Source organism: Bacillus cereus group sp. MYBK79-1 (assembly GCF_051915365.1).
Taxonomy (GTDB): domain Bacteria; phylum Bacillota; class Bacilli; order Bacillales; family Bacillaceae_G; genus Bacillus_A.
The window spans coordinates 57,532-80,105 of record NZ_JBQAEO010000001.1 but is presented as its reverse complement, the minus strand read 5'-3'; the positions used below and the strand labels follow the sequence as shown (position 1 = coordinate 80,105).

The window sequence follows — 22,574 nt, the reverse complement described above, 5'->3', positions numbered from 1 at the left end:
TATGTATTTGTTTAAGAAATTTACTTTCAATTTTGCAAAGGAGCATAATTCATGGATGAAATTGATAAGAAAATAACGCTATTACTACAAGAAGATGCCAGAATGACAATTACAGAAATGACCGAACACTTACACCTCAGCCGCCCTAGTGTTACCGAAAGACTAAAGAGATTACAAGATACTGGAATAATCGAAAAATATACCGCACGGATATCATTAGATGCAGTTGGAAAATCAATTCAATCATTTTTAAGAATTGAAAATCTAAAGATTCCTTGTAAAAAATTTGAGGAGAAAATCTACGAAGAATATAGAATACTCGAATGTCATCGAGTAACAGGTGAAAGTAGCTATTACTTAAAAGTTGCGGTTCACTCTATGAAGGAATTAGAGGAATTAATTGATTTCGTTATACCATTTGGAACAGTCAAAACTTCGATGATTTTATCTTCACCAATACCATATCGACCGATTATTACTGATTAATAAGAAAAAAGGATTGATCAAAAGATCAATCCTTTACTCTACCCCATTTAAGAAGAACAATGTTAACGCACCAGGTCCTGTATGAGCTCCGATTGCCGCTCCAATTGTATTTACGATAAATACTTCACAGCCAAATCTTTCTGTAATTAATGCTTTTAAAGCTTCAGCTGTTTCTAAGTCATCGCCATGAGTCATAGCGATTGTTTGACCTTTAAGGTCTTTTCCGCGCTCTTCCATAATATCTACAATTCGGCTTAGTACTTTCTTTTTTCCTCTTACCTTTTCAAGTGGTACAAGTTTTCCTTCTTCCACGTTTAAGATCGGCTTAATGTTTAGTAAACCACCGATAAAACCAGCTACTTTACTTAAGCGCCCACCTCTCACTAAGTACTGTAAGTCAGCTACTGTGAAGATATGTTCTATATGGTTCATTAGAAAATCAACACGTTTTAAAATATCTTCTTTTGATGCACCGTCTTTTGCCATTTTAGCAGCTTCTAATACAACAAGCCCTTGACCAAGCGAAGCACATTTCGTATCGATAATTTCTAAATCTAAATCAGCATATGTTTCTTTTACTTCTTCTTTAATAACTACTGACGATTGATATGTACCAGACAGTTCAGATGAAAAAGCTAAATATATACAAGGATTACCTTCTTTTGCATAAGAAACAAATTTTTCTTGGAAAGTTTCAAGTGAAGGCAAAGACGTTCTATAAACAGCGCCTTCTCTCATATTTTGCAATAATGTAACTGACTCTAATGTAACTCCATCTAAATACTCTGTTTCTGCTTCATCATAAACACGGAGTGGAATTAAATCAATATCATATGCTTGCAGCAATTCTACCGGTAAATCCGCCGCACTATCCGTAATGATTTTAACACCCATTTTTAAACCTCTATTCTGTTATAAATATAAAAAATATAAAATAAAAATAGTACTTTTAAATTATATACGTAAAACTTAAATGAAGAAAGGAAAAGACTTTATATTGTATGCACTATTCTTCAAAACTTGAACTGTTATTAAAATCATCTAAATTTAACCGCTTTACATTCTGTATAATAAAAATATATCGAATTTTCCAAAGGAGTGATACAAATGAGTATTCAACTAGCCACCTCTAATGATTTAGAATGGGTTAATAAACAATATAACGCTATAGGATTTGTACGAAGTGATTTAAATCGAGATATGGTGGCAATCATTACATACGAGAATGCTTATGCAGGTGTTGGTCGATTAGTCCAAATAGATGAAGATACAATAGAGATGGGCGGGATTTTTATTCTACCTAAATTTAGAGGTTTACAATTAGCTGGGGAGCTTGTTTCATTTTTAGTAGAAACTACGAAGAAATTACAAGTACAACATGTATATTGTCTTCCTTTTGAGGAATTAGAAAACTTTTATAAAAAATATGGCTATACAGAGGTCGATACTACGAAAGAAGCGGTTCATCCAATTATTCTAAAAAAATATAATTGGTGCTTAGATCATTATGAAAAGCATGTTTTATTATGTAAGCTGTAAGTGCGCCTAAAGAGAGGTATATCAAAATATAATTTATTTCCCCCACCCAAATAAAAACCTTACTTTATTTGGTCACCATCAGCTTCTACAAGAGATACAATTACTACATATATTTCCTTTTTCTCCCAGAATTACTTTTTTGTAATTGGTTAATTTGTTTAAAATTACCTTAAATCGTATTCCAACAAACTAATCAGAAGGCAAATTCCTATATAATACAATAAAGTAATTAAAAGGAGCGTTATTCATACTAGATGTAGTAAGACTTTTTATCTTTATTGCTGTTGCAATTGGTGCCATTATTAACATTTACCTAGAATTTAATAAACCTAAAAAAAGTATATTTTCAATCGTTTTTCTATCAGTACTCTTAATCGGAGCCTCAGGATTAATTAAAGATATTTTTTCTAAATTATTATAGTTTCTTGATTAAAAATCACTGTTCCGTTAATAATGTAAATAACATGAATGTATTTCTCCATTCCCCCTTGGAGAAGAGCAGTTAGCTTTTGCTAGCTGCTCTTTTATTTAAAAATAATTTCATCTATTATCCACAAAATAAGTATCATACGCCTTATCAAAAACATATCCTAGCTTTTCAGCTAGTTTAGCAGATGTAGTATTTGCTGCATCCCAGTTTGGGTATATCCCTTTGTCTAGACAGTCCAAAATTAAAGCCGCGCTAACTAAAGTTGCCAATCCTTTTCTTCTATGATTTTGATCAGTCGCCACTTCAATTTCAATCCCATTATCATAAATGCTATATGATGATGCACCGCATACAACTTCTCCGTTGTACAAAATACTATAACCTATACCTCGGTTTAAATAATCTTCTACTGATTGAAATTGACTTATAAAATCTTCAGAGACCTTATGTAGTGTAGGGATATTTACGATATGTTCATCTATTCTTCGTAACTCGTATCCTTTTGGAAGCGCTGATATAAAAGATTGCAATTTTGAACGATTAAAAACTTCCGCAATCCGTTTGAATTTATAGCGTAAAAACTTATCTATTTTTCTTTCGTAACATGTTTCTAAACGCTTTTTCCACTCTTCACTATTTACGATTACTAACATTCTATCAGGAATGTTACGCACTAATTCTTCAGTTTCTTTCGCATTCGAATCACCAGCGTAAAATGTAAAGATCCCTACCGTAACTTGCGCTACTGTTGGATTTTCAAGATCATTTACCCAAGCAGTACCCATATGTCCTTGTAAATAAGAAAGTAAAACAACGTTATTGAAATCTTCGAACATTGTAACTAATTTTTCTCTTGTATGTATATTCGCTTCATATATCATTCACATTCCTTCTTTCGTTAGAATCAATGTACTTCTACTTTTTTCTACATATAAGCAAATGTATACTAAACTCCATATACTTTTATATTATTCATAAATATAAAAGTATTATAACATCTAATGAATAGTAACAGATTATTATCTTCTATTATGTAGTACCCCTCAATACTCGTTTGAGGGCTCATTTAAAGAAATAAGTAATAACTCATTCTTATAAACAAATGATTCCGTTCCTCCGTTTTTATATACTTTAGTCACTTGAACAACTGATGTGTACGTATTATCGTCATTCAATATCATCTTTTTCATCTCTTCTATCTCAGTATTACCAGCTCCACTCTCGATTTTCAAACAGTTCGAGATGTTGAGGTATCCACTCGATGTGAAAAACTTGGATAATATAACTTTAACGTATGAATATAGTACCTACTCAGCACATTAAAAATGAGTAATAACACATAAATTCCCCTATAAACTCATATAACAATTTCATCTTTCATGAAAAAAACGTTATAATGAAGTGTAGCCTCTACGATTACGTTATAAAGGAGATTAAAACAATGGCTAAAATTAAAGTATACCAAGCAACAGAAGAAAATATGGAAACAGTAAAAAACATTATTGATGTTGAAGAACAAAACCCAACTGCTGAAAACTTACAAAATCTATACGCATGTGTATTAGATACGGAAGATATGGCATTGCCTGAATCATACATTGAAGAAGATATCTTAATTGATTCTATTGAAGTGATGGTTAACGTTTCTCAAAGCAAAGTAAGAGACTTAGGTGCTTACGATGTAATCGAAGTACAAAACAAAGGTAAGAAAACACAAATTTTATTATTAGCAGACGAAGAATACGAAATCATCGAAGGCTAATCTAAATCCGTACATACGAAAAAGCTCCCTTCCAATTGGAAAGGAGCTTTTTCATTACGCTTTTGATGTTTCGCTCTTTTTATTTGTTTGTTGTTTCTTAATTACCATGCGCTCATTTCCCATAAAGAAAATAAATATGAATGCTAAACCAGCTGGTACCAATGCCCACATAAATGTTTGGACAATTGAGCTAGAAAGAGCGTCAATAATTTTATCTAATATTTGCGGCGGGATTTGAGTTCTTGCCGATTCTGATAGAATAGCTCTTGAATCTCCTAAAGCGTTTGTATTCATTCCCCCGCTCATACCTTTAAACGCTTCTTCTAATTGATCTTGGAAACCTGTTCTTTGGATCATTCCGAAGATTGTAATACCTAGTGTCATTCCTAACGAACGAACGAATGAAGTTACTTGTTGAAGTCGCAGAACCTCGCTGTTCCATACCGAAGTTGTGAATAGCTGCCATACTTAGTACAGAAAATGAGAATCCAACTCCAAATCCGATAATAATCATATACACTGTTAATAATGCACGACTTGTTTCTGGCGTTAATGTACTTAATAAGAATAGTCCAATTAGCATAATAACCGCAGAAATAATCATAATGTTTCGGTAGCTAAGCTTCGTAGTTAAAAATCCGCCTAACTGCGCTGTTACGACTGATCCTAACATCATCGGTAAAAGTAATAATCCTGAGTTTGTTGCAGTGCCGCCGTATACACCTTGAATGAATAACGGTATGTACACAGTTGCCGACATAAACGCAGCACCGTAACATAAAGCAATAATAGTACTCATTCCGAATAAACGTTGTTTAAACATTTCAAATGAAATAATCGGTTCCTCTACTTTACGTTCAATACATATAAATGCAATAATTAAAATAGCGAATCCACCAAATAAACTTAAAATAAAACTAGAATCCCAATCATACTTTTGTCCACCAAGCTCTAAAGCAAACATTAAAGAAACTACTGCACCAACTAAAGTAATTGCACCAAACCAGTCAATTTTTTGCTTTCTATGAACTCGTGACTCTTTATAAAAGAATGTAATAAAAATAAGTGCTAAAACGCCAAGGGGTAAGTTAATATAAAATACCCAATGCCAGCTAATGTAATCTGTAATATACGCACCAAGCAATGGACCAAAAATACTTGATAAACCAAATACCGCTCCGAATAATCCACCCATTTTTCCGCGCTTTTCTGGAGGGAAAATATCAAAAACGATAGTAAACGCGATCGGCACTAATGCCCCGCCGCCAATACCTTGAATGGCACGATAAATACCTAACTGTGTAATATTTTCAGCAGTACCACAAAGTGCCGAACCAATCATAAAGACGATTAAACCGAAAATAAAGAATCTCTTTCTACCATACATATCTGATAGTTTACCGAATATCGGCATACCTGCCATTTCTGCGACCATATAGGCAGAAACGACCCAAACAAAGTTTTCAAGGCCTCCTAAGTCACCAACGATTGTTCCCATCGCTGTTACGACAATGGTATTATCCATTGATGCCATTAAAATACCTAGCAATAAGCCCGCCACAACAAAGCCGAGCTTATTATTCTTCTCAACCATAACCTTGCTCTCCCTCGTACTACTTATATTTGTTTATGTTCTTTTACGACTGCATTACCTTTTTGGTTAAAACTAGTATGATATTCTACAACACTAATTTCACAACCTGGACCAATGGTAACGTTGTTTCCTCTTACTACTTCAGCGATAGTATGCTCTAAATAAATCTCATCTCCTTCAATGATAGACGTTTGGAGGCTTCCAGCATGACTTGAAAATGGAATAAATCTCGCTTTTTTATGAACGGTAATCTTCTTACCACCAATCTCTCTCACTTTACTTCCTTCATAACGAAGTGAAATATCAATATTTTCAGCATTAAGTAATCCATCACTTTCAAGGCCACCAGTTAGTGATAGTTCTTCAACTTCAATATCTCCTTTCACATTTAAGGCGCCTTTCACATCTACGAAATCACCAGTAAACTTCCCTTTAACTTCTATCATACCTCTTACTTTCGTTTTTTCAATATGGGCATCACTATTCATTTGTGTATTTCCGTATACTTTTACATATTCCGCAGTTACATTTCCTTGTACTTCACTATCTCCATACACGACATAATTTTTCACTTTCATATTACCGCGTACTTCACTCGTTCCGTACGTTTTAAATTCATTACAGCTCATATCATTAGAAATCGTTCCTTCACCACGAATCTTCACTTTGTTATAATCCCCGCCTGCTGAACTACCAGAACCATTGACAGTAAGACTATGTGAATGTTCCATATTACTTACTCCCTCCCATTAAACCTGCTTAATTTCCTTTACATTTGCACTTTTATCAACAGTCAGAACACCGGTATATTCAATGAGTTCAATTTCACAATTCGGCCCTACTGTAACATTGCTTCCTCTTACCGTTCTTATATGAGCATAATCAATTTCGATATTGTCACCTTCTAACAGTTCAGCTTCTAATTGTAAACCAAATACTGATTTAAACAATCTACTAAAAGTACCCATCCTATGTTTTACTTTAATCGTTTGACCACCAATTTCTTTCGCTCGACATGTACCGTGAATATTAATATTTATTTCATCGGCACTTAATAATCCACCAATTGTAAATTGTCCTTCTGAAGAAAAAGTATCCACTTCACAATTCCCATCAATCGTTGCTTGACCATTGACTTTAAATTCTTCACCAGTGACATTTCCACCTATTGTACCTTTTCCTGCAATTTTCAAACTGTTTGCCTTTACATCTTGCGTAATTGTTGCTTTCCCATCAATTCGCATCGTTTCCGCATGTACTGTGCCTTCGACTTTACCAGATCCACTAATTCTTGCATTGCCGCTTTTCAAATTCCCAGTAACGGCACCGTAACCGTTACATTCAAATTGGTCACATTCAACATTTCCAGTAACAGTCCCTTTTCCGTTTAATTGCACTTTATGAAACTCGCCGCCATTCGATGAACCGTAACCATTTATAATCAAATTATCTGTACGCATACTTTTTCCTCCACTACAACAGTTTAGTTTTTAATGCTTCGGTATATTTCATAATCGCTTCGCGTAAAACAATTTTGGTGCCTTTTTCAAAAATTAAATCGTCTACGTTTGAAACTAAGAAACAAGTAGAAATCCCTAACTTTCGGACGATGATTAAATCACAAGTTTTATGCTTAATCGCTTCATAATTTTCACGTAAAACTTGTAAGACCATTTTTCCTTCTTCTAAACTAATCTCTCCTGATTGTAGTAATTCTTCAAGCATATACACATAAAGAATATCTACAAATTGAAACTCTGTTGTTTTATTCGTTTGTTCTATGAAGAATTGTAAAACTGGCTCTGATGCAATCTCTTTACGTAAAAGGTCTTCCTTTGTTAAAAGGATTTCTCTTACACTCGGTGAAAACATATTTGCTAGTTCATCAAGTGATAAATCCTCTTTCATCGTTTGGATTTTATCAATACGCTCTAATATCTTTTCTTTCGGAAAAAATGTCTCTTGACCCGTGAATGTTGACTTTCGTACAAACCAATCTTCCGGTATTAAATTTTTTCTTTTCCACCTATATAACTGTCCGTATGAAATACCAGTTAGTTCTAATAAATCTTTTTTTGAAATTAAATCTGTACTCAACTGTATAACACTCCTTCCTAACAACAATGTAACATAACACTGTTACGTTGTAAATGGACTTTTATCATAAGAAGCGTAACAATGTGCAAAACAACCTCGTTTCACACAAAAAAATAGGGTTCTCACGCATCCTATAAAATGCGTAAGAACCCTTATATATCAACATGTAAACCATATTTCATAAAAATCAATCCATCCTTGTGAATTAATCATTATATTTTGTACTTTTTCGTGAGAAGTTACTTGTTGTTTGTTACGGTATAAAGGAATAATATGAATGTGACGTAACAAAGTGTCCTCAATATCGCGTAACAATGTAACTCTTTTCTCTAATTGTTCTTGTTTAAAATAAGGGGACAACTTTTTATGAAAGTCCATGCTGCTTTGCCCATGAATAAAACTGTTTTTTGTCAGAAACATATATAGCAGACTATCTTCTATTCGCTCGCTAATTGTTGCACTATCATGCATCATATCAGCCTTTTGTATCGTACTCATTTCCAATAACTCTTCTATCTCAAGAAAATTAGTTTCTACACGAATCCCGTACTTCGCACACTCTTTTTGTATCCATTGTGCATCTTCAACGTGATCTTGTCCTGTAAATGTATAGAGTTGTAACACTTCATTATGATACGTACTCCTTTTCATTAAACAAGCTATATCTTCCTCAATCTCTACTATGCTTTCATTTACTAATATTAGTTTCTTTGCCACTTCTCCACGTTCTCCGCCGAGTTCTTGAACAATTTTATCGCCATGAATAATTTGATATAGTGCCTTTCGAAATAGCTCATCTTGCATCGGCCCTTCTTTTACAAGATTGCACGTTACGTATGTTACGTTCGATTCAAGCCGAGATAACTCTTTATTAGGCTTTTCTTTATCTTTATACTGCGCCTTGACTAACACGTCATACGTATTTACATTTTGCTCTACATTCATTAGTTCAATTCGGTCAAGAAAAGGTCTTTCACGATAATATAAATCATGTACTTCTAGTACAAATAAATGTGCATTCTTCTCTCGTAATATAAATGGGCCTGTACCAATGAAGTTTCCTGCCTCATCTTCATTTACGATAGAACACTGTTCTGCGCTAAGCATATGTAAAAACATCATATTTTCAGTATGTAATCGAATTTCAACAACATATTCATCCACTGCACGGACACTTTCAACATGTTGTAACATCCATGCGTGTGGGTTGTTTTCAGCTTTCATAAATCGATTCAATGACTGTATAACATGTTGTGCAGTAAGTCGTCTTCCATTATGAAGATAAACGCCTTTTCTTAAATAAAATGCCCAAACCTTATCAGCATCACTATATTCCCAGTGAAAAGCAAGCCTTGGTTCTATAGAATTTGTTTCCTCATTTACATATACGAGTGTATCAAAAATATGTTTAACCATATGACATTCTGATCGCATCGTAGCGTAAACCGGATCTAAAGCGATGTCTAGATTCATTCGTACTTGCAAACGAAGGACATCTTTTCTTCCTTCGGGCGTCCTTTCTATTTGATGGCCAAATAATGAATCTATCCAAGCTTCATACTCTTTCTTTACTAAAGGAAATTGTGAGCTGTAGCGTTCCACAAATGAGATTCCACTTTTCACATCTCCTTTTTTCGTTAGTTCTTTTCCTCTCTCTAAAATTAATGTCATTGGTTGCTTTTGAAATATTAATTTAGAACGATTCCCTCTCCCGCGCCCTGGAAACCAAGTGATCCAATGTAACTCTTCTAATTTTTTTATAATTAATTTACTATTACGCTCCGTACAAAATAATGTTTCTGCTATCATTTGTACGGTTACTTCTAATTGTTCTCCTTCTCGTCTCCCTTTACCATAGATACACCATAGTTCAATATATTGATCTAAAATAAACATCATAATCCCCCTAAAAGGTGAAAAATAACCCCTTTTGTTTCTACCCTTTTTCCATTTCTCCTTTCATCTTATCATTTCAATATAGAAAGGAGGAATTAATATTGAACAATCTCTTAATACGTTATAACAAACCAATTATTATAAGACTGTGCGGCGAATTATTAACCCGAACAACTGAATCTATGTTAGCTCTCATAATGATTATTTACGTTAATAAAATGTTAAACGGTAATATAATAATAACCATGCTTATTTTCGGTCTACAACCTCTTTCAGACATCGTATTTACACTTATTGCTGGGGGAGTGACTGATAAATATGGGCGAAAGAAAATTATGTTACTCGGCTTATTGCTACAAGGCGTTGCAATTGGCAGCTTCATCTTTGCTCAATCTGTTTTTATATTTGCATTGTTATACGTCATAAATGGGGTGGGCCGTTCCTTATATATTCCCGCTCAACGTGCACAAATTGCTGATTTAACAAAACAAAAACAACAAGCAGAAATTTTTGCTCTTTTGCATACGATGGCTGCAATTGGTTCCGTAATTGGTCCAATAATTGGCGCTATCTTTTATCGTACTCACCCTGAATATTTATTTATAATGCAAAGCATTACACTTATTGTATATGCAGTAGTTGTATGGACACAGCTTCCAGAAACCGCTCCAGTACTTACAAAGCCTAAGCAAAAACTTGAAGTACCATCTCCAAAACAATTTGTACACAAACATTACGCTGTTTTGGGACTTATGATTACTACACTTCCTATTAGCTTTTTCTATGCACAAACTGAAACAAATTATCGTATTTTCGCTAAAGATATATTTCCAGATTTCGTATTCATACTCGCTTTTATTTCAACATGCAAAGCTATTATGGAAATCATTCTGCAAATTTTTCTCGTGAAATGGTCTGAACGATTTTCCATGACGAAAATTATACTTATTTCTTACATCTGCTTTACAATAGCTGCAATTGGCTATGGGTTTTCAGCAACAATCTCGTCACTATTTTTCACATTACTCTTTTTAGTCATTGGAGAAAGTATTGCTTTAAACCATTTACTTCGATTCGTTTCAGAAATCGCTCCTACAGATAAGCGTGGATTGTATTTTTCAATTTACGGGTTACATTGGGATATATCTCGAACGTGTGGCCCTGTAATTGGTGCAGTTTTATTAAATCAACTAGATGGTAGTATGCTATTTTATATTTGTGCTTGTTTCTTAATAGTCGGAGGCATTATTCAAGCACTGTTTATTCATAGTGTAGAACGTAATAAAATAAATAAAGACGTTTCAGAGCATACTCCTCATATTTTATAGGATGCTTTCTTTATAAAAAGAAGGATGTCACAAAATCTCGAGACTATTGTGACATCCTTTTTTACCCTGCCATGTTATTAATACTATCTTCTGGCGAAAATACCGAAATATGATTTACCTTACCAGTCGATTTTGGAATAATGAATTTTAACTCAAACTGATTGTTTACTTTATATACATATATTTTGTCTTCCCCATTTACTTTAACTGAAGCTGCTCTTCCTAATGCTTTCTCTATTTCTTGTAATGTAATTGATTTTAGCTCTGCATGATAGGAGCGTACATCAAAAACTTGTGAGCCTTTATTAAAACCGAAGCTAACATTTTTATTTGTAAAGGTAGCGTACATTCCGTTACCTGCTTGTTCCGTTTTATCTGCTTTCCCCCACGCTTTTTCTATTTCTTCAATATCTCCTGTATGTGCTGCAAACGGAGCGTTAGGTACTTTTCCTTCTTTCGCTAGTTCGAACAAATCTTTAATGTGGTTAATTGATTTTTGATTTATTACTGTATCTTTCGTGCTTGAATCTGTCTTTGGTTTTGTTGATCCTTCATTATTTGATTCTGCTTCAGGCTCCTTCTTGTCTTCAGAAGAATTATTCTGTTCGTTTTTACTATTTTCTGATGTTTGGTTTGTTTCCTTCTTTTCATCTGTCCCTTTACATGCTGCTAATGAAAATAGGCATGTAAAAGAGAGTAATAATATAACTACCTTTACATACACTTTCATACATTTCAGCCCCCTATCATAATCTTATTCATCTTGATAACCAATCCATTACACTACTTTTCAAATCGTGTTTGTTCCAAAAAGTAAATGCTTCACTCTCTCCTAATGCTTGCACAACATATTCTACATAAGCTGTTCCTAAAAAATAACCAAGTCGGTTGTATCCAAAATATTGCCCGCCAGATAACCGGAACCACTCTTTCTCTTTTTCTAACGTCCATCCTTCTATATAATCTTCCAAAAAACGTTTCTTTATATGTTCTTCATTTTCTATATAGCATTGTAACCAACGTTCACCATCATCGTTATATGAGTAATACACTGATTCATTTAAACCTTTCATAATTTGTTTTGATAAATATGTTGCAACACCTTCACGATACAAACTAACTGCCGCGTCAGTCCACTCGGCTTTACTCCAATCCATTCCATCATTTTGTAACTTAACATTATGATATATATGTCCTATTTCGTGAGCAACAATTACACGAAGATGATTCAAATCTGGAGATAATTTTTCTACCGCAAAAAATATGTCTCCAATGATTTCCCTTTCCACAAATGCATTTGAACCAAACCCTCCAACAAATAAATGAAATTTCATATTTAAATCAAAGTTATATTTATAATGATATTCATTCGTTATCTCTTGAATAATGGTCGGTAATGTTTCTGCAATGATACGAATATCTTCTATTTTTGCAGGATATTGTTTAATGGCATTCGAAAGACGTTCGCTCGTATGTGGACAATGATACTTAAAGTATTCTTCAAATATCTCTGTATTCGAAGTAAAGTATTGATTGAGGACTTCTAATTCTAAATCGTCACTTTCCCATAATTTTAAAAAACTTGGAATTGTATTATTTATCATTTTTCTCATCTCCTTATATATCCCTTCTCGTCATTTACACAGCAATCCTTCCTTAAACGTAGAAAAAGCAACAAAGAAAGATGAGCCTTCTTTGTTGCTTTTTCTGTTTAATCAAACCATTTATCACCATCAGAAATCCATTTACCATTATGCAAATCGTAACATTCATCATAATCATGAAAACTAAAGTACGATGGTAATGTAACATTCATGCCACCAGCTTTATTCCAGCAAGTCGCAAACCATTCTACTATAACTTTCATTTCAATTTCAGATAACTTTTCATCATTTTTTTCGTAAAAATCCCAAAATTCATCAGATTCTTCACCACTGAACGTATAATATGTAACATCGTCCATTACATTATAGCTACCAGAAAAAATCCCTTTACCAGTTCCTTCATAAAAAACTTCATTCGCTTCCCCATCCATTGAAAACATAACGATAGACAGTTCAAATGACTGAACAAAAGCAGTAAAATCTAATAAATCTATTCCTTTATAATAATTATGCTCTGTTGTTACCTTTAACTTTTCAATCAAATCAGAGGATTTTGCTTCGAGTCCATTTATTATCGAATTTTTATAGCTCTCAATCGTAAACAAATACTTCACTTCCTATTCATTTCATATATTTATCGAGATATATAAAATTATAGCAAAAGTTTTATATATTTTGCTTTAGAAAATGAAAAAAGCTGTCCAAAAAGGACAGCTTTACATATGTATTTTTACACTTCGATTGACTTACCATCTTCAACAATATGATAAAGTAAATGAGCTAAATGATGAATTGGACCATACTCTTCCTCTTCTTCGTCTGTTTCACCTTGGAACTCAAGATCATTTAAGTATAGTGCTAAAAATTGATAGTAAAGTTTTAAATCAAATCCGTAGCACGCAGTTGGCTCTTCATGATCGCCTTCGTATTGTAACATTAAGTATTGATCGTTTCCTTCTGCATCTTCTGCATCAAAGAATACGAAGAAGCCAACGTTTGTATCTAAATCAAATAGATGACGAGTGCCTTTTTCTGTTGCTTTGTTGAAATCCTCTTCACTTAATTTATGTACTGTTGTCGCTTTAGCATTATCTTCTTGATGGAAATTTACTGTAAATGTTTTCAATGCTGACACCTCCTGATTGTATAATACTAGCATAACATATAAAAAGGACTGCTTACAAATGTAAACAGTCCTTGCATTCATTTCCGCATTGCTCGTAATAAGAAACTTACAATGAAAATTAAAATAATCGCTCCAATTAAAGCTGGAATAATTGCAAATCCGCCAATTACTGGGCCAAAACTCCCAAGTAATTTCGTACCAATCCAAGAACCGATAATACCAGCAATAATATTGCCAATTACACCACCAGGTACGTCCTTTCCAGTAATTAAGCTTGCAAACCATCCTAATATACCACCGACGATTAAAGACCAAATCATATGATAACCTCCTTTATATTTCACAAATCAAATTATAATTAGAAACAATTGCTTACCATTAGTTATGTTACATTTTTCATTAGTTATTCATACCGCTCAATCATTAAGTTCTTTCAGAAAAATGAATGATCTTTTTAGAACTAAAAATTTATACTGATCCACATATTAAGGACAATCTGGCTTTAATATCGTTCGCATAAATTCTTCTTTAAAAGCCGGATAGTTAAAACCAACCGCAATTTTTTGAATAGGCCTATTATCAAACGTTGTCGGCTCAGCTATTTTTCTAAAGTCTGCCACACTTTGTCCTCTTGTTACATCATTTGTCGTACTAATCCAAACTGCAGATTTTTTATATTCGAAAATATCATCATTTATAAAAGAAATGAACGGAAGTAAATCGTGAATCGGACTTCCAGCAATACCCGGGTATTCTTTTTTATAAAAGTTCTCATAATAAAAATCAATCATCGGTTTAATCAGTTTCGCCTGCCCGGTTCCTTCTTTATTAATAATATCCACCATTTCAGGAGTAATTAGTGCTTCTTGCGTTACATTTAGCGGATAAATAGTCGCATTCTTTGCATACTTCATTACAATGTTTGCGGCAATTGGATCTCCGTAAAAATTTGCTTCTGATACAGGAGTAACGTTACCAGGAAATAAAAAAGCACCTCCCATAATATAATACGCACATACTTTATCCATTACATTTGGATATAATAAAAATAACGTTGCCAAAGTTGTTAATCGTCCTGTCGCTACGATAATAATATCTTCTGGACAAGGCTCAATTAATTTAATTAATTCACAAAAATTTTCCCGTTTACAAATCCTCATATCAGGTGGAATAATTGGTCCTAAACCGTGATCCCCATGAATTTCAGGAAAAAACAAAGGTTCTTCAGCTGTCATCGGTCTTGCTGCACCCTCAATGATTTTTACTTCTGTAGCATAGTATCTTTCTAAAAAATACACATTTTCCGTTACAATATCTCGCGATACATTCCCATATTCAGCAACAATACCTATAATATCTAATTTACATGTTTTATTTGCATATATTAAAGCCACCGCATCGTCAATACCAAAGTCTCCAAAAAAGATGATTTTCTTATTAACTATCCTCACCCCTCTTCAGCATAATCTACTATTATTATTATGTGAAAAAGACAAGGCTGTGAAACGGTGCAAACTAAAAAGCCGCCTATTTATTGGCGACTTCAATCTTTTTATAAGATAAATATGCTAATACATTTTTACTTGAATCGTATTTTGGATTATTTCCTTTTCTCGGTTCCCTCATGTGTGTTTTCTCAAAACCAGGAATATCCGGCATTTTCTCCATAAATTCAAGCATCTCTTCTTCAGTTCCTTCAATACGTACGCGAATCATTATTACTTTTCCTCAATTCTCATTTTCTTTGTACTAAGTATAACGCACTTTGAAAAGACTGCAAGAAATTTATCTTTTTAATGTCGAACTTTTTTTACATATAAACAATGCCATTTCAATATAAAACGATTTAATTTTATTATTTTCATATTGAATGTCAAAGAATTCTTGCATCTCAACTGATGTTTTCATCATACATTCTGTTAACTTCATACGTTTCTGCGAAGGTACATTCATCATATCGCACCACCAGTCAAAATCAAATTTTTTATCAAAAGTAAGACATGTCTGCATTTGCAAACCGTTCTTTTCTAACAAGGCAATCCATTCTGTTTTTTTCAACGCACGTTCATGACTCGGGTCCCGCTTTTTTTCTATAAAATTATAAAATGTATCGCATTCATTATTTTCCGGTGAAATATTATCTATTAAAATAAACAACCCATTATCTTCTAACGTACGATTTACTTCATAAATAAACTGTGCTGGATTCGTAAAATGATGCGCTGCAATCCGGCATGTTATCGTATCAAAAGAATGATCAGCAAACGGTAAACTTTCAGCGTTTCCAGCGACAAAAGATACATTTTCATGTCCATTACTTATAATGAAATTTTTCGCATTCTCTAACATTTTTTCTGTTAAGTCTAAAGCAACTACTTCTTGAAACAATGGAGCTAATACATTCGCAACATGTCCTCCACCAGTAGCAATATCAAGAAGACGTTTATTATGACGAGACTCAACTTGTTGAACTACATATTGTAAATCCGGTCCTTTAGCATGAATTTTACTTTTCACATACTTTTCCGCATTATTACCAAACTGTTGTTTTACAAGCTCTTCTTTACCCATTTCATCATCTTCTCTCTATTGTTATTTGTACACGATTCAGATAACTAATAAGTTCTATTTCATATTTTCAATTCCTCTTTTAAACATTTGACATTTAGTACTTTGAAAAAATAATAAAAAACTGTAAGAATGTATCTCACAGTTTTCTCAGTATGCCAAAATCTGTTTTTAAATCTTACTATATAGTTTCTTTTCCCTTTTTTCATTTTCTGAAGTTATGCTACCAATAGCATCCGCCGTTACTTCAACTACAAATTCACAAATACCTGCTACTACTTCTCCAATTACTTCATCCACCTTTTTCCCCCCTTATTTTATGTAACTTATTTGTAGTATAGAAGAGAGTAATTGTTTTTAACTATCGGAAACCGTGACAACAACATTACATTTTTGTAAGCTTTTTCAATTTATTTAGCTTCTATTTCCAAATATGATTGACTAGCATATAGGCCATCATAAAATTCGATAAGTAACAATGCTCATTGATCAGACGTGTAACATTAATTAAAGGTCTATCGTTCTATTCTTTTCAATTTCATTTCTAAATGTCTGAAGAAAAAGAAAGTGTTTCCGAGAAGATTTATAATTACTTACAGCATAATGTTTTTTGAACTACGTATAGAGGATTACTCTTCTTAATTTACTAATAATAAAAAGGTCAATCTCCTCTTACATGAGAGGAGATTGACCTTTTTCGTTCCCTATATCAATGTTGATATTTTGCTTTATATATTTATATATTTCTAATTCTAACTTCGTTGCTTTCCTTCTATTTAATCCGAATTCATTCACATTAATCCATAACCAACCTTCAAACAACTCTTTTCTTAATTGATTAGTTAGAATAATCCCTGATTTAATAGCCTTGTCTTCATGTAATAACACATATTCCATTTCATTTACTACTATACATAGGCTTTCTCCCACTAATTCATTTTTACGAAGAAGAAATGTATAAACTTCACCTTGGACTGGAGTTTTAATTATAAACACATTAGATGGATTTACCTCATATAAATGGATTTCTACTATACTCACCTCCGTTCACTATTTATAATTATAACATTCAAATATAAAGATTTATATTAAAGATATGTAAAATACATATTATTTGATTAGGATAAACTATCGGAGACCACAATAATTACATTACAGTTTTGTAAAACTTTATAATTTATTTAGCGTCTCTTCTTCTATCCTTTGAAACTTCAAGTATGATTCACAAGCATATAGGCCATCATAACATTAGGTAAATACCAATTATGCGAGAGGAGGCGTGTAAAATATACTACGTAAAACTAATTAAAGGTCAATCATTCTATGCTTTTGATCATCGCTTCTTAATGTCTGAAGAAGAAGAGGTTTCCGAGAAAGTTTATAATTACTTACGTCGTAACGAATTTTTCGAAGTACGTAAAGAAGAATTTTCGGCCTAAAGTATAAAAAGCATCAAGAAAAATATCATTTACTCGGGATATTTTCTTGATGCTTTTATTTTATTTATCCTCACTTTCAATGAATATCTAATCAGAAGTTTTTTACATTTTGATTTACTTATTTCATGTATTAACACATTGAATATTTGACAAATCAAAAAGATTGAAATCCACTCATGAAACACGTAATATAGACTCTGACTCTAAAAAAGTTCGTTAATAATAATACATAAAATAAGGAGGTTTTATATACGAGTTTTTCATTTTAAAAGACGGAGAGGTTTTATATTATGTGGCGCAATAAAAATGTTTGGATTGTGTTAATTGGGGAGTTTATTGCTGGTCTAGGCTTATGGCTTGGTATTCTTGGCAACCTTGAATTTATGCAAAAATATGTCCCTTCTGATTTCATGAAATCCGTTATATTATTTATCGGATTATTAGCAGGAGTTCTAGTCGGTCCTATGGCTGGTCGCATTATTGATCAGTATGAAAAGAAAAAAGTTCTTCTATACGCTGGGTTCGGCCGCGTTATTAGTGTTATTTTTATGTTTTTCGCTATCCAATTTGAAAGCATTGCCTTTATGATTGCATTTATGGTTGCTCTTCAAATTTCAGCAGCATTTTACTTCCCTGCATTACAATCTGTAATTCCACTTATCGTACGTGAGCATGAATTATTACAGATGAACGGTGTACATATGAATGTCGGTACAATCGCTCGTATTGCAGGTACTTCACTAGGTGGAATTCTTTTAGTTGTAATGAGTTTACAGTATATGTATGCCTTCTCAATGGCAGCATACGCTTTGTTATTCCTCTCAACTTTCTTCCTACAATTCGAGGATAAGAAAGCAACAACACCAAGTAAACAAGCTGCAAAAGATAATAGCTTTATGGAGGTATTTCGTATATTAAAAGGAATTCCTATTGCTTTTACAGCACTTATATTAAGTATTATCCCTCTATTATTTATAGCTGGATTTAATTTAATGGTAATTAATATTAGTGAAATGCAACATGATCCAACGATTAAAGGCTTTATATATACCATTGAAGGTATCGCATTTATGTTAGGGGCCTTCGTTATTAAACGTTTATCTGACCATTTCAAACCTGAAAAGTTACTATATTTCTTCGCTGTTTGTACCGCTTTTGCACACTTATCATTGTTCTTTAGCGATATAAAATGGATGTCTCTTACATCATTTGGTTTGTTTGGCTTTAGTGTCGGTTGCTTCTTCCCTGTTATGTCGACAATCTTCCAAACGAAAGTGGAAAAAAACTATCACGGCCGTCTCTTCTCATTCCGTAATATGTTTGAGAGAGTTATGTTCCAAATTGTCTTACTTGGTACAGGTTTCTTCTTAGATACGATTGGACTGCAATATATGGTTCTTATCTTCGGAGTTATTTCATTATTAATTATTTTCATATCGCTATCTAAACAGAAACAATATGAAAAACAACCTTCGCAATCTGCGAATTTATAACATAATTAAAGAAGCATGGATCATTAGATTAATCCATGCTTCTTTATTATATAAAATCTTATTTATTACGCTTATTAAAATTATTTAAAGGAGTACCCCATTTTGCTTTCGAATATAATATATAAATATGGTATATAGAAGGTGCAAAATGGCTGATGGCATCCAGTTATTTATTATCCTTTTTGTTGTATTCGTTATGTTTAGCATCATAAACTTTTTAGCAATTTCCCTATCCCAACATAACTTTAAAAGAAGAATTGTGGCAGGCTTCCTATTTTTACTGCTAACGCCTATTATTTTTTTGACAACCACGACACTCACTTCTTTATTCGATAACGCTGGTTTTGGAGTAATTAACCTAACCTCTTCTATTGTAAATATGTATATTTTAAACGGCATTGTCATTCTTCTTTCCGCTTCATTTATCCTCAAAAAACAAAATGTAAAATAGCGTACTAGGCATGAATCTGATGTAATACAGATTCATGCCTTTTTATTTTAAAAACCTTACCTTTCCCAATTTTTATATGAAATTAAATAATTCTTTATAAAAATTTAAACTTTATTTATTATACTAGTCCTATCGTATTCGCACGTTTATTGAAAATGAAAAGAAAGGAGTACAAAATGAAAAAGGTTTTATTAATTATCCCCATATTCATCGTTCTACTTAGCGGATGTAGCAATAATGATATATACGGTTCTTGGGAAGTCGTTGACAACAAAAATGGGCTTTGCCCTGCCTCTTATAAATTTGAAACAATTGTAAAAGAAGAAAAGAAAGAAAAAATTGTTCAAAACTTAGTGGAAATGCAAACAACAAAGAAAAAAGAAGATTTATACAAAGGTTCATTTGTCAAAAATTCTAATGTATATCACATTGATTATGGTAACTCGTTTACATCGGATCAAACTTTAAATGTTGTTGATGGCAACTTAAATGTATACTTTTATGCAGTGGAAAAATTATGTACATACAAAAAGATATGATTACACTTCATATAAAACGCAGAAAATATTTTCTGCGTTATTTTAATTTACAATGCTTTCTCAAAAATATTTCCCTCTTTTAAATCTTTTAATTTGAATGTAATATTAAATAATAACAATATTTTTACTGTGAGGTGTTTTTTTGAGAAGTTTAAGTTCATTAATTGTATCAACAATCTGTTCTATTATTCTAATCCTTTGGAATGCACTTTCATTTTATGAAAAATTTACGAAAGGGAATTCATACTATTGGCTTAGTGGTATATTAGGCCTCGTTTTCGTGTTCTTTTTCATCCAAAATATACGGGATATACTTAACAAAAACTATAAAACATCCTAAACCGTATAGACAGTTCAGTTAACCGATCTACCTTATTTACAGCGCCTCTTTCAAAATAAACTAATCCTCCCTCCAAATTTGTCAATCGTTTTAATTTTCATAAAAAAATGATAAAATGTAAATATGTGTTTTCAGAATAATTAAATACGCAGAAAGAAAACACTGTTTTTAGGAGGGGTTTTGATGACTTACACGTTAGCAACTAGAATGAAAGCATTCCAATCTTCTATATTTAGTGAATTAGGGGCTTATAAAAAAGAAAAAATTGCAGCAGGTCACAAAATGATTGATTTAAGTATCGGGAATCCTGATATGCCACCTGCTGACTTCGTAAGAGAAGAAATGGTATATACAGCAAGTGAAAAAGAAAGCTACGGATACACATTAAGTGGTATTCAAGAATTTCACGAAGCTGTAACTGAATATTACAACAACACTCATAACGTTACATTACATGCCGATAAAGAAGTTTTATTATTACTGGGTTCACAAGACGGACTCGTTCATTTACCTATGGTTTATGCAAATCCGGGAGATATTATATTAGTTCCTGATCCTGGATATACAGCTTATGAAACTGGAATTCAAATGGCTGGTGCAACCTCGTATTACATGCCTTTAAAGAAAGAAAATGAATTCTTACCTAACTTAGCAGCTATCCCCGAAGATATTGCTAATCAAGCGAAGATGATGATTTTAAACTTCCCAGGAAATCCAGTTCCAGCAATGGCTCATGAAGATTTCTTTAAAGAGGTAATCGCATTCGCGAAAAAGCATAATATTATTGTTGTCCATGATTTTGCTTATGCTGAATTTTATTTTGATGGTAATAAACCAATTAGCTTCCTCTCTGTACCTGGGGCTAAAGAAGTTGGCGTAGAAATTAACTCTTTGTCAAAAAGTTATAGTTTGGCAGGTAGCCGTATTGGATATATGATTGGAAACGAAGAAATTGTTCGTGCGCTTACTCAGTTTAAATCTAATACTGATTATGGTGTGTTTTTACCAATTCAAAAAGCGGCATCAGCTGCACTAAGAAATGGTGCTTCGTTTTGCGAGAAAAATCGCGGTATTTATCAAGAACGTAGAGACACTTTAGTTGATGGATTCCGCACATTTGGCTGGAATGTCGATAAGCCAACTGGTAGTATGTTCGTCTGGGCCGAAATTCCGAAAGACTGGACTTCTATAGATTTCGCTTATGCGTTAATGGATCGTGCGAATGTCGTTGTTACACCAGGTCATGCATTTGGACCTCACGGAGAAGGGTTTGTACGTATTGCACTGGTTCAAGATAAAGAAGTGTTACAACAAGTTGTTGAAAACATTAGAAATAGTGGCATTTTTTCTCTTGAAAAAGTAAATGAATTAGTTAAAAATTAATGGTAACTCCCCTGCTTAACTGTAGCAGGGGTATTATTCATTGGAGGTACTTTCATATGCATATTAAAGACACACTTCCCCATCGTTTTCCATTTTTAATGATTGATAAAGTAACCAATGTAAAACATGGTGAGTCCGTTACGGGATATAAACTCATTACAAATAATGAGTGGTTTATAAATGATAATCAAAAACATATGCCTCATATGTTAATTGTAGAGTCACTTGCACAGCTTAGTGCATTTGTGCATACAAGTGACTCTGAAGGTTTAGGCTTCCTCTCCTCATTAGATGGGGTTGAATTTCACGCAAAAGCATACCCTGGTGATAAACTTGATTTACATTATGAGCTAACTCGTAATCGCCGAGGTTTTATTCTCGGTAAAGGTACTGCAACTGTTAATAATCAGCCGATTGTAACTGTGGACAAGCTATTAATATATCAAGCGGAATAAAGATAATTTAATCCGCTGGGCTATCTATTTCCTACAAATTCGTC

The 22,574-nt window shown here is 33.0% G+C and carries 27 protein-coding genes and 2 pseudogenes; 11 read left to right on the top strand and 18 right to left on the bottom strand.

The features are described from left to right. Positions 1–51 precede the first annotated feature (51 nt). Positions 52–486, top strand: coding sequence for an Lrp/AsnC family transcriptional regulator (locus ACTFOB_RS00460; protein WP_151635246.1), 435 nt, complete (start codon positions 52–54; stop codon positions 484–486). Between the two features lie 33 nt (positions 487–519). Here ACTFOB_RS00460 and ACTFOB_RS00455 read toward each other — a convergent pair whose 3' ends face one another. After that, positions 520–1,380: a DegV family protein gene (locus ACTFOB_RS00455; protein ID WP_440023866.1), complete on the bottom strand. Its 861-nt coding sequence runs from the start codon at positions 1,378–1,380 to the stop codon at positions 520–522. A gap of 213 nt (positions 1,381–1,593) precedes the next feature. Between ACTFOB_RS00455 and ACTFOB_RS00450 the strand changes: the two genes are divergently transcribed. Continuing rightward, on the top strand, positions 1,594–2,025 hold the full coding sequence (locus ACTFOB_RS00450; protein WP_440023865.1) for a GNAT family N-acetyltransferase: 432 nt from the start codon (positions 1,594–1,596) through the stop codon (positions 2,023–2,025). A gap of 540 nt (positions 2,026–2,565) precedes the next feature. Here ACTFOB_RS00450 and ACTFOB_RS00445 read toward each other — a convergent pair. After that, positions 2,566–3,336 carry a GNAT family N-acetyltransferase gene (locus ACTFOB_RS00445; RefSeq protein ID WP_440023864.1) on the bottom strand — a complete coding sequence of 257 codons (771 nt, stop codon included), beginning with the start codon at positions 3,334–3,336 and terminating at the stop codon, positions 2,566–2,568. Between the two features lie 162 nt (positions 3,337–3,498). After that, positions 3,499–3,723: pseudogene (locus tag ACTFOB_RS00440) on the bottom strand (hypothetical protein); the annotation flags it as partial. 173 nt (positions 3,724–3,896) lie between these two features. Here ACTFOB_RS00440 and ACTFOB_RS00435 point away from each other — a divergent pair. Beyond that, positions 3,897–4,217 (top strand): hypothetical protein, encoded by a 321-nt coding sequence (locus ACTFOB_RS00435; RefSeq protein WP_151635240.1) that lies wholly within the window; start codon positions 3,897–3,899, stop codon positions 4,215–4,217. A gap of 54 nt (positions 4,218–4,271) precedes the next feature. On the opposite strand, the pseudogene ACTFOB_RS00430 reads toward ACTFOB_RS00435, so the two are convergent. The 5 genes and pseudogenes from ACTFOB_RS00430 to ACTFOB_RS00410 form a co-directional block, all read right to left on the bottom strand. Continuing rightward, positions 4,272–5,811: pseudogene (locus ACTFOB_RS00430) on the bottom strand (MDR family MFS transporter). A gap of 23 nt (positions 5,812–5,834) precedes the next feature. Beyond that, complete coding sequence (locus ACTFOB_RS00425) at positions 5,835–6,542, bottom strand: cytoplasmic protein (RefSeq protein ID WP_440023863.1); 708 nt, start codon at positions 6,540–6,542, stop codon at positions 5,835–5,837. A gap of 18 nt (positions 6,543–6,560) precedes the next feature. After that, positions 6,561–7,271 carry a bactofilin family protein gene (locus ACTFOB_RS00420; protein ID WP_440023862.1) on the bottom strand — a complete coding sequence of 237 codons (711 nt, stop codon included), beginning with the start codon at positions 7,269–7,271 and terminating at the stop codon, positions 6,561–6,563. Between the two features lie 13 nt (positions 7,272–7,284). Beyond that, the gene (locus ACTFOB_RS00415) at positions 7,285–7,908 is read right to left on the bottom strand and encodes a YhbD family protein (RefSeq protein WP_440023861.1); all 624 of its coding nucleotides are present in this window, start codon (positions 7,906–7,908) and stop codon (positions 7,285–7,287) included. A gap of 159 nt (positions 7,909–8,067) precedes the next feature. Continuing rightward, positions 8,068–9,804 (bottom strand): ABC transporter substrate-binding protein, encoded by a 1,737-nt coding sequence (locus ACTFOB_RS00410; RefSeq protein WP_440023860.1) that lies wholly within the window; start codon positions 9,802–9,804, stop codon positions 8,068–8,070. 101 nt (positions 9,805–9,905) lie between these two features. Between ACTFOB_RS00410 and ACTFOB_RS00405 the strand changes: the two genes are divergently transcribed. Then, positions 9,906–11,132 (top strand): MDR family MFS transporter, encoded by a 1,227-nt coding sequence (locus ACTFOB_RS00405; RefSeq protein WP_440023859.1) that lies wholly within the window; start codon positions 9,906–9,908, stop codon positions 11,130–11,132. A 61-nt stretch (positions 11,133–11,193) separates the two neighbouring features. On the opposite strand, the gene ACTFOB_RS00400 is transcribed toward ACTFOB_RS00405, so the two are convergent. The 10 genes from ACTFOB_RS00400 to ACTFOB_RS00355 all read right to left on the bottom strand — a co-directional run bounded on the left by ACTFOB_RS00400 (position 11,194) and on the right by ACTFOB_RS00355 (position 17,471). Continuing rightward, entirely contained in the window at positions 11,194–11,862 is a 669-nt protein-coding gene (locus tag ACTFOB_RS00400) for a YjgB family protein (protein WP_151635225.1), read from the bottom strand. A gap of 28 nt (positions 11,863–11,890) precedes the next feature. Further along, complete coding sequence (locus ACTFOB_RS00395) at positions 11,891–12,736, bottom strand: aminopeptidase (protein WP_440023858.1); 846 nt, start codon at positions 12,734–12,736, stop codon at positions 11,891–11,893. Positions 12,737–12,843: 107 nt separating this feature from the next. Continuing rightward, complete coding sequence (locus ACTFOB_RS00390) at positions 12,844–13,341, bottom strand: hypothetical protein (RefSeq protein ID WP_440023857.1); 498 nt, start codon at positions 13,339–13,341, stop codon at positions 12,844–12,846. A 125-nt stretch (positions 13,342–13,466) separates the two neighbouring features. Then, a complete protein-coding gene (locus ACTFOB_RS00385) occupies positions 13,467–13,862 on the bottom strand; it encodes a hypothetical protein (RefSeq protein WP_000847587.1) in 396 nt (131 codons plus the stop codon). 77 nt (positions 13,863–13,939) lie between these two features. After that, the gene (locus ACTFOB_RS00380) at positions 13,940–14,182 is read right to left on the bottom strand and encodes a GlsB/YeaQ/YmgE family stress response membrane protein (RefSeq protein ID WP_088096705.1); all 243 of its coding nucleotides are present in this window, start codon (positions 14,180–14,182) and stop codon (positions 13,940–13,942) included. Between the two features lie 165 nt (positions 14,183–14,347). Next, entirely contained in the window at positions 14,348–15,313 is a 966-nt protein-coding gene (locus ACTFOB_RS00375) for a nucleoside hydrolase (RefSeq protein ID WP_440023856.1), read from the bottom strand. A gap of 76 nt (positions 15,314–15,389) precedes the next feature. Further along, complete coding sequence (locus ACTFOB_RS00370) at positions 15,390–15,578, bottom strand: DUF3970 family protein (protein ID WP_000621879.1); 189 nt, start codon at positions 15,576–15,578, stop codon at positions 15,390–15,392. 69 nt (positions 15,579–15,647) lie between these two features. Then, positions 15,648–16,433, bottom strand: coding sequence for a class I SAM-dependent methyltransferase (locus tag ACTFOB_RS00365; protein ID WP_440023855.1), 786 nt, complete (start codon positions 16,431–16,433; stop codon positions 15,648–15,650). 168 nt (positions 16,434–16,601) lie between these two features. Next, a complete protein-coding gene (locus ACTFOB_RS00360) occupies positions 16,602–16,730 on the bottom strand; it encodes a hypothetical protein (protein ID WP_440023853.1) in 129 nt (42 codons plus the stop codon). A 372-nt stretch (positions 16,731–17,102) separates the two neighbouring features. After that, complete coding sequence (locus ACTFOB_RS00355; RefSeq protein WP_440032707.1) at positions 17,103–17,471, bottom strand: hypothetical protein; 369 nt, start codon at positions 17,469–17,471, stop codon at positions 17,103–17,105. Between the two features lie 245 nt (positions 17,472–17,716). Here ACTFOB_RS00355 and ACTFOB_RS00350 point away from each other — a divergent pair, with 245 nt between their 5' ends. The 7 genes from ACTFOB_RS00350 (at position 17,717) to ACTFOB_RS00320 (ending at position 22,530) form a co-directional block, all read left to right on the top strand. Beyond that, positions 17,717–17,869 carry a YqbF domain-containing protein gene (locus ACTFOB_RS00350; RefSeq protein ID WP_078418146.1) on the top strand — a complete coding sequence of 51 codons (153 nt, stop codon included), beginning with the start codon at positions 17,717–17,719 and terminating at the stop codon, positions 17,867–17,869. A 290-nt stretch (positions 17,870–18,159) separates the two neighbouring features. After that, positions 18,160–19,362, top strand: coding sequence for an MFS transporter (locus ACTFOB_RS00345; protein WP_440023849.1), 1,203 nt, complete (start codon positions 18,160–18,162; stop codon positions 19,360–19,362). A gap of 148 nt (positions 19,363–19,510) precedes the next feature. Continuing rightward, positions 19,511–19,813, top strand: coding sequence for a hypothetical protein (locus ACTFOB_RS00340; protein WP_440023847.1), 303 nt, complete (start codon positions 19,511–19,513; stop codon positions 19,811–19,813). Between the two features lie 176 nt (positions 19,814–19,989). Then, positions 19,990–20,352: a hypothetical protein gene (locus ACTFOB_RS00335; protein ID WP_440023845.1), complete on the top strand. Its 363-nt coding sequence runs from the start codon at positions 19,990–19,992 to the stop codon at positions 20,350–20,352. 142 nt (positions 20,353–20,494) lie between these two features. Next, positions 20,495–20,692, top strand: coding sequence for a DMT family transporter (locus ACTFOB_RS00330; protein ID WP_440023844.1), 198 nt, complete (start codon positions 20,495–20,497; stop codon positions 20,690–20,692). A gap of 183 nt (positions 20,693–20,875) precedes the next feature. Beyond that, positions 20,876–22,075 (top strand): LL-diaminopimelate aminotransferase, encoded by a 1,200-nt coding sequence (locus tag ACTFOB_RS00325; RefSeq protein WP_440023842.1) that lies wholly within the window; start codon positions 20,876–20,878, stop codon positions 22,073–22,075. Between the two features lie 56 nt (positions 22,076–22,131). After that, entirely contained in the window at positions 22,132–22,530 is a 399-nt protein-coding gene (locus tag ACTFOB_RS00320) for a 3-hydroxyacyl-ACP dehydratase FabZ family protein (protein WP_440023840.1), read from the top strand. Positions 22,531–22,574 lie beyond the last annotated feature (44 nt).